Origin of the sequence: Streptomyces sp. NPDC057543, from assembly GCF_042801895.1 — a bacterium.
Taxonomy (GTDB): Bacteria; Actinomycetota; Actinomycetes; order Streptomycetales; family Streptomycetaceae; genus Streptomyces.
The window spans coordinates 1-5,759 of record NZ_JBHVFF010000408.1; the positions used below are offsets into that span (position 1 = coordinate 1).

Annotated in this window: 4 protein-coding genes; 3 read left to right on the forward strand and 1 reads right to left on the reverse strand. The window is 70.9% G+C overall.

Features of this window, described 5'->3' with window-relative positions; genetic code table 11:
* Window positions 1-541: 541 nt before the first annotated feature.
* Window positions 542-2,026 (reverse strand): SDR family NAD(P)-dependent oxidoreductase, encoded by a 1,485-nt coding sequence (locus ACFU8Q_RS38395; protein WP_384463886.1) that lies wholly within the window; start codon window positions 2,024-2,026, stop codon window positions 542-544.
* Between the two features lie 239 nt (window positions 2,027-2,265).
* Here ACFU8Q_RS38395 and ACFU8Q_RS38400 point away from each other — a divergent pair, with 239 nt between their 5' ends.
* From ACFU8Q_RS38400 to ACFU8Q_RS38410, 3 genes are all read left to right on the forward strand, one after another.
* Window positions 2,266-3,561, forward strand: a complete 1,296-nt coding sequence (locus ACFU8Q_RS38400; RefSeq protein WP_384463888.1) for a PP2C family protein-serine/threonine phosphatase — start codon at window positions 2,266-2,268, stop codon at window positions 3,559-3,561.
* Complete coding sequence (locus ACFU8Q_RS38405; RefSeq protein WP_384463891.1) at window positions 3,558-5,183, forward strand: ATP-binding protein; 1,626 nt, start codon at window positions 3,558-3,560, stop codon at window positions 5,181-5,183. Before ACFU8Q_RS38400 ends, ACFU8Q_RS38405 begins: the two co-directional genes overlap by 4 nt.
* 99 nt (window positions 5,184-5,282) lie before the next feature.
* The gene (locus tag ACFU8Q_RS38410; RefSeq protein ID WP_384463893.1) at window positions 5,283-5,738 is read left to right on the forward strand and encodes an ATP-binding protein; all 456 of its coding nucleotides are present in this window, start codon (window positions 5,283-5,285) and stop codon (window positions 5,736-5,738) included.
* The last annotated feature ends 21 nt before the right edge of the window (window positions 5,739-5,759 follow it).

Sequence of the window (5,759 nt, forward strand, 5' to 3'; positions counted from 1 at the left end):
ATGCCGGGCAGGATGTGCGGCTCGGCGAGGTCGTCCTCGTAGCCGGCCAGCCGGATCGGTGCGGACCTGGCCCAGACTTCGATGTTCCGGAGCTTCTCGGGACCTCGGGCCCGCTCTCCGTGGCGTTCGGCCGGTCGATTCTCGTTCTTCGTCAGTTCTGGTGTCGTCACCGCGCACTCCTTTGTGTCGCGTAACCCCGGGCGTCACCGGCGCCCCGGTCTCACAATCGGGCGTCGGCCACCCGCGAGGGCAGGGGCAGGAACAGTTCGGTCGCGGTGGCGCCGGATACGGGGCTGGACGGCGACTCGGTTGACAAGCCTGTCCCAGGACGGCCGAGGAGGGTTTGTGGACTCCCCGGTGACGTCCGTTCGCACCAGAGTAACCAAATGAGCGCGTTCCCGCTCGATGGAACATGTGCCATGGGTCACTTTCGGCCACCTGGTACGGAAAAGACCCGGCCAGGAGCGATGCCCCGGCCGGGCCCCGGCGCCGCACGCGACGGCGCTACCGATGGCGGCGCCCCCACGGGGCGACCGGTCGGCTACCAGTTGGCGGGCGCATAGTCCTTGAGGAAGCAGCCGTACAGGTCCTCGCCCTCCTCGCCGCGCACGATCGGGTCGTAGACGCGGGCGGCGCCGTCGACCAGGTCGAGCGGGGCGTGGAAGCCCTCCTCGGCGAGGCGGATCTTGTCGGGGTGCGGCCGCTCGTCGGTGATCCAGCCGGTGTCGACGGCCGTCATCAGGATGCCGTCCTTCTCGAACATCTCCTGGGCGCTGGTGCGGGTGAGCATGTTCAGCGCGGCCTTGGCCATGTTGGTGTGCGGGTGGCCCGCACCCTTGTAGCCGCGACTGAACACTCCTTCCATCGCGGACACGTTGACCACGTAGGAGCGCTTGGCGGCGGTCGCGGCCATCGCCGGACGGAGCCGGCTGATCAGGATGAACGGCGCGGTGGAGTTGCAGAGCTGGACCTCCAGCAGCTCGATCGGTTCGACCTCCTCGACCGTCTGGATCCAGCTGTTGGTGTCATGCAGGTCGGGCACGAGACCGCCCGCGTCGATCGCCGTTCCGGCGGCGATCCGCTCCAGCGAGGCGGACCCGGTGACCAGCGCGAGCTCGGTGACGTCCTGCGCGGACAGGCCTTCCTTGCGGGCGGCCGGGAGAGCCGCGACGCGGTCGACGGTGCCGCTGCCGAAGGTGCCGATGACCTCGGCGGCGGGCAGCTCCCCCGCCGGAAGCGGGGCGGACTCGGCGTTGACCAGTTCGCTGTACGCATTCGCGGAGCGGCGCACGGTCTGGGCCGCGTTGTTGATCAGGATGTCCAGCGGGCCCTCGGCCGCGACCGAGTCGGCGAGCGCGACGACCTGCGCGGGGTCACGCAGATCGATGCCGACGATCTTCAGCCGGTGGATCCACTCGTCGCTGTCCGGCATCGCCTTGAAGCGACGGATCGCGTCGTTGGGGAAGCGAGTGGTGATGGTGGTGTGCGCACCGTCGCGCAGCAACCGCAGCGCGATGTACATGCCGATCTTCGCGCGGCCGCCGGTGAGGAGCGCACGCCGGCCGGTGAGGTCGGTCCGGGCATCGCGCCGCGAGCGGTTCTCCTTGGCGCACTGCGGGCAGAGCTGGTGGTAGAACGCGTCGACCTCGACGTACCGGGTCTTGCAGATGTAGCAGGAGCGGGGGCGCTGGAGGACGCCCGCGATCTCGGCACGGGCCGAGGACGACGGCAGGACCCCCTGGGTCTCGTCGTCGATGCGGTCGGCCGAGCCGGTGGCGGTGGCCTCGGTGACGGCCTTGTCGTGCGCGGTCTTGGCGGCCCGGCGCTCCTGACGGCGGCGCTGCTTCACGGTCCGGTAGATCCCGGCCGTGGCGCGACGCACCGTGATGGCGTCGGGGTGGTCGATCTCGATGGTGTCGAGTTCGTCGAGCACGCTCAGGCAGACGGCCAGCCGCTCCGGGTCGATACCGGGACCGAACTCCTCAGTACCGGAAACGAGCTCCGGACTGTCCTCTGTCACCGTCATTGCCGTTCCTCTGTCGCTTGTCCCTCGTGGCGCCGACCGCCGTACCTGCTCCTGCCGGGCCGAACGCCCCGGTCAAGTCTGCCATGCACGGGATGCTGCTCCGTTCGTGTGATGTCCCTCGTGTGACGCGCGTGGCACGGAGCCGCTCCGCCCCGACGGCTCCTCCACGGTTCGGTCACATATGCTTCCCTGCGATACGGCCGGGGTCGAGCCGAGCCGTCCGTACAAGGGGGTGGGAAGTGGCCGAGCTCCCGGCGGGCAGCTCTCCTGCCAGAGCCTCCGTGCGCCCGGACGCCGTCCCCGCACAGAACGGGCCCGCCACGGCCGGCAACGAGTCCGCGGGCGAATCCGGCCATGGTTCGGTGTGGAAGGTCGACGCCGTGATCCTGCTGGTGGAGGACGACGCCGGTGACGCCCTCCTCGTCGAGGAGATGCTCGCGGACAGTGAGCTGGATTCCGCGCTGACCTGGTGCAGGACGCTCGCGGAGGCGCGCCGGTTCCTGGCCTGCTGCCGGACCCCGTGCTGCGTACTGCTCGATCTGCATCTGCCCGATGTGTACGGCCTGGACGCCGTGACCCAGATCGTCGAGTCGGCGCCCGATGCGGCCATCGTGGTGCTGACCGGCAGGGCCGAGGCCGATACGGGCCTGTCGGCCGTGGCGACCGGCGCCCAGGACTATCTCGTCAAGGGACGGCTCGATCCGGAGGCGCTTGGCCGCTCGGTCCGTTACGCCCTTCAGCGCAAGCAGGTCGAGCAGGCCGCGGCGGCGCTGCGCGCCAACCGGCTGATGGCGCGGGAGAACGCCCGCCTCGAACGCGGGCTGCTGCCCGTGCCCCTGCTGCACGACGATTCCTTCGAAGCGGTGGCACGGTACGCGCCGGGCCGGGCGCACGCCCTGCTCAGCGGTGATTTCTACGACGTGGTGCAGACCTCCGACGGCACGGTGCACGCGGTGATCGGCGACGTGTCGGGGCACGGGGCCGCGGAGGCGGCGCTGGGTGTCTGCCTGCGGGTGGCCTGGCGCACGGCGGTGCTGTGCGCGACCGGTCGGCTCGAACAGGTCCGGCTGCTGGAGGAGATCCTGGTCGCCGAACGCTCCGACCCGCATGTCTTCGCCACCGTCACCTCACTGTCCTTCTCCCCGGACCGGCGCCGGTTGCAGGTGGTGCGGGCCGGCCACCCCGGACTGTTGCTGCGCAGCGGTGACCGGGTGGGCTGGGTCGAGCCCGAGCCGGGGATGGCCCTTGGGCTGCTGCCGGGGACCGGCCGCTGGAGCGTCTCGGAGCTGTCCCTGCCCGGGGACGGCCGGATCGTCCTTTTCACGGACGGCCTCTTCGAGGGGCGTACGGGGCCGGGCTCCCGGCTCGGCGAGGACGGGCTGCTCGCCCTGGCCCGCAGGCATGGGGCGCTGCCCGCCCGCGCGTTCGTGGACACCCTGGTCGACGAAGCCGCCGAGGCGGCGTCCCCGTACGGCGGTCTCGCCGACGACGTGGCCGTACTCCATCTCGGCTGGCGTCGGGAGACGCCGCAATGAGCGGCCGGGACGCATCGCCGGCGCCCGGGCGCGGCCTGACCTCACGACTGTCCGTCCAGAACTGGGTCCATCTGATCCTCGCCGTCTTCGTGCTGGTCGTCTGCGCGGGCCTGACCCTCGGGGGCCTGGTGCTGTCCCGGATATCCGACCGCACCACCGAGCTGGTGGACCGCATCCAGCCCGCCCGCTCGTCGTCGTTCCAGTTGCAGAACGCGCTGTTGGAGCAGGAGACCGGAGTCCGCGGATTCGCGCTCACCGGCGACTCGACCTTCCTGCGGCCGTACGAGGCGGGGATGCGGGACGAGGAGCTGCGCATGGCCCGCGTACGCGCCCTCGTCGGGGACGAACAGCCCTTCGCCCGCGATCTCGACCGGATCGCCGCGGCCTCCCGGGAATGGCGCAGCGGGCATGCCGAGCCGCTCATCGCCGCGGTCCGCCGGGGCGGCCCGGCGTCCGGGTCCTCGGCCACGATCCGGCAGACCACGGACGAATTCGACACCCTGCGCCGCCTGTACACGGCTCAGCAGGCGCATCTCGACCTGGCGCGCGACCGGGCGCGCACCGACCTGAGCAACGCCCGCACCACCCGTGACCAGGTACTCATCGCGCTGGTCGTTGGCTTTCTGCTCGCGGTGGGCTCGCTGAGTCTGCTGCTGCACCGGATGGTGGGCCGGCCGCTGGGCCGGCTGACCGCCGCCTCCGAGACGGTCAGCTCGGGGGCGTTCCGCAAGCGGATCGAGGTCGACGGGCCGTCCGATGTGCGGGCGGTGGCGGCGGCCGTGGAGGACATGCGCCGCCGCATCGTCGAGGAACTCGCCGAGTCCCGGGAACGCGAGACGCTGCTGGCGGAACAGACGCGGGAGCTGCGCCGGTCCAATGCCGAGCTGGAGCAGTTCGCCTATGTCGCCTCGCACGACCTGCAGGAGCCGCTGCGCAAGGTCGCCTCGTTCTGCGGTCTGCTGGAGAAACGGTACGGCGCGGAGCTCGACGACCGGGCGCGGCAGTACATCGACTACGCGGTCGACGGCGCCGGGCGGATGCAGGTACTGATCAACGATCTGCTCACCTTCTCCCGCATGGGCCGGGTGCACGATCGGTGGAAGCCGGTCGACCTGGACCGGTCCCTGGACCGCGCGCTGGCCAATCTCGCGCTGGTCGTCGAGGAGTCCGGTGCCACGGTCGTACGTGAGGTCCCGCTGCCCTCGCTGACCGGGGACGCCACGGCGCTGTCCATGGTCTGGCAGAACCTGATCGGCAACGCGGTGAAGTTCCGCCGCCCCGACGTGCCGTGCCGGATCACGGTGGACTGTGTGCGAGAGGGCGACGACTGGCACTTCCGGGTGGCGGACAACGGCATCGGCATCGCGCCGGAGTTCTCGCAGAAGGTGTTCGTCATCTTCCAGCGTCTGCACGGCCGGGACGAGTACGAGGGAACGGGCATCGGTCTGGCCCTGTGCCGGAAGATCGTGGAGTTCCACGGGGGCCGGATCTGGCTGGATCCGGAGACCGCCGAGGGCACCTGCATCCGTTTCACGCTACCGGTCGCCCCCGCCGCACCCGCGCACACCGCCGCGCGGCCGCCCGGCCCGGAAACCGCCGTCGAAGGGCCCGGGCATGGCTGAGATCTGCCGGGTTTTCCCCGGAGTGGGACCGTTCGTCGCGGGTAGGCGAACGTCGAGAAGCTGTCATAGAACACCCCTGCGTCGCCCTGGCTGGAGCACATGAACGAACAGGTCACCTCGCGACCGCCCGGCCGCCCCTGCCCGGACCCGTCCACGGAGGTTCTGCACAGCGCCGAGGTGTTCGACGGCGAACCCGGCTGCATCGCGAAGGCCCGGGACCTGGCCGACCGCTTTCTTGCCCGGCTGGCCGCCGAGTGGCTCGCGGTGTTCGGCGAGCACACCCGCAGCGATCTGATGCTGGCCGTGAGCGAACTGGTCACCAACGCTGACCGCTACAGCCAGGGCCCGTATCTGCTGGAACTGGAGGGCACCGCGGAGCGCGTCAGCGTCACGGTCTACGACAGCAGCACGGCTCTCCCGCTGTTCTACTCACCCGACCCGGCGCGCCCCGGCGGCCACGGCATGGAGATCGTCGTGGCGCTGTGCGACCGGCTGACCGCCGAGCGCGTACCGGTGGGCAAGCGCATCCGGGCCGAGTTCGGCTTGAGCACCTGACCCGTGGGGCGGGCGGGACGC

Bases quoted from the DNA above. Each gene is read 5' to 3' on its own strand.
- ACFU8Q_RS38405 (WP_384463891.1), top strand. From the start codon at position 3,558: ATGAGCGGCCGGGACGCATCGCCGGCGCCCGGGCGCGGCCTGACCTCA.
- ACFU8Q_RS38395 (WP_384463886.1), bottom strand. From the start codon at position 2,026: ATGACGGTGACAGAGGACAGTCCGGAGCTCGTTTCCGGTACTGAGGAG.
- ACFU8Q_RS38410 (WP_384463893.1), top strand. From the start codon at position 5,283: ATGAACGAACAGGTCACCTCGCGACCGCCCGGCCGCCCCTGCCCGGAC.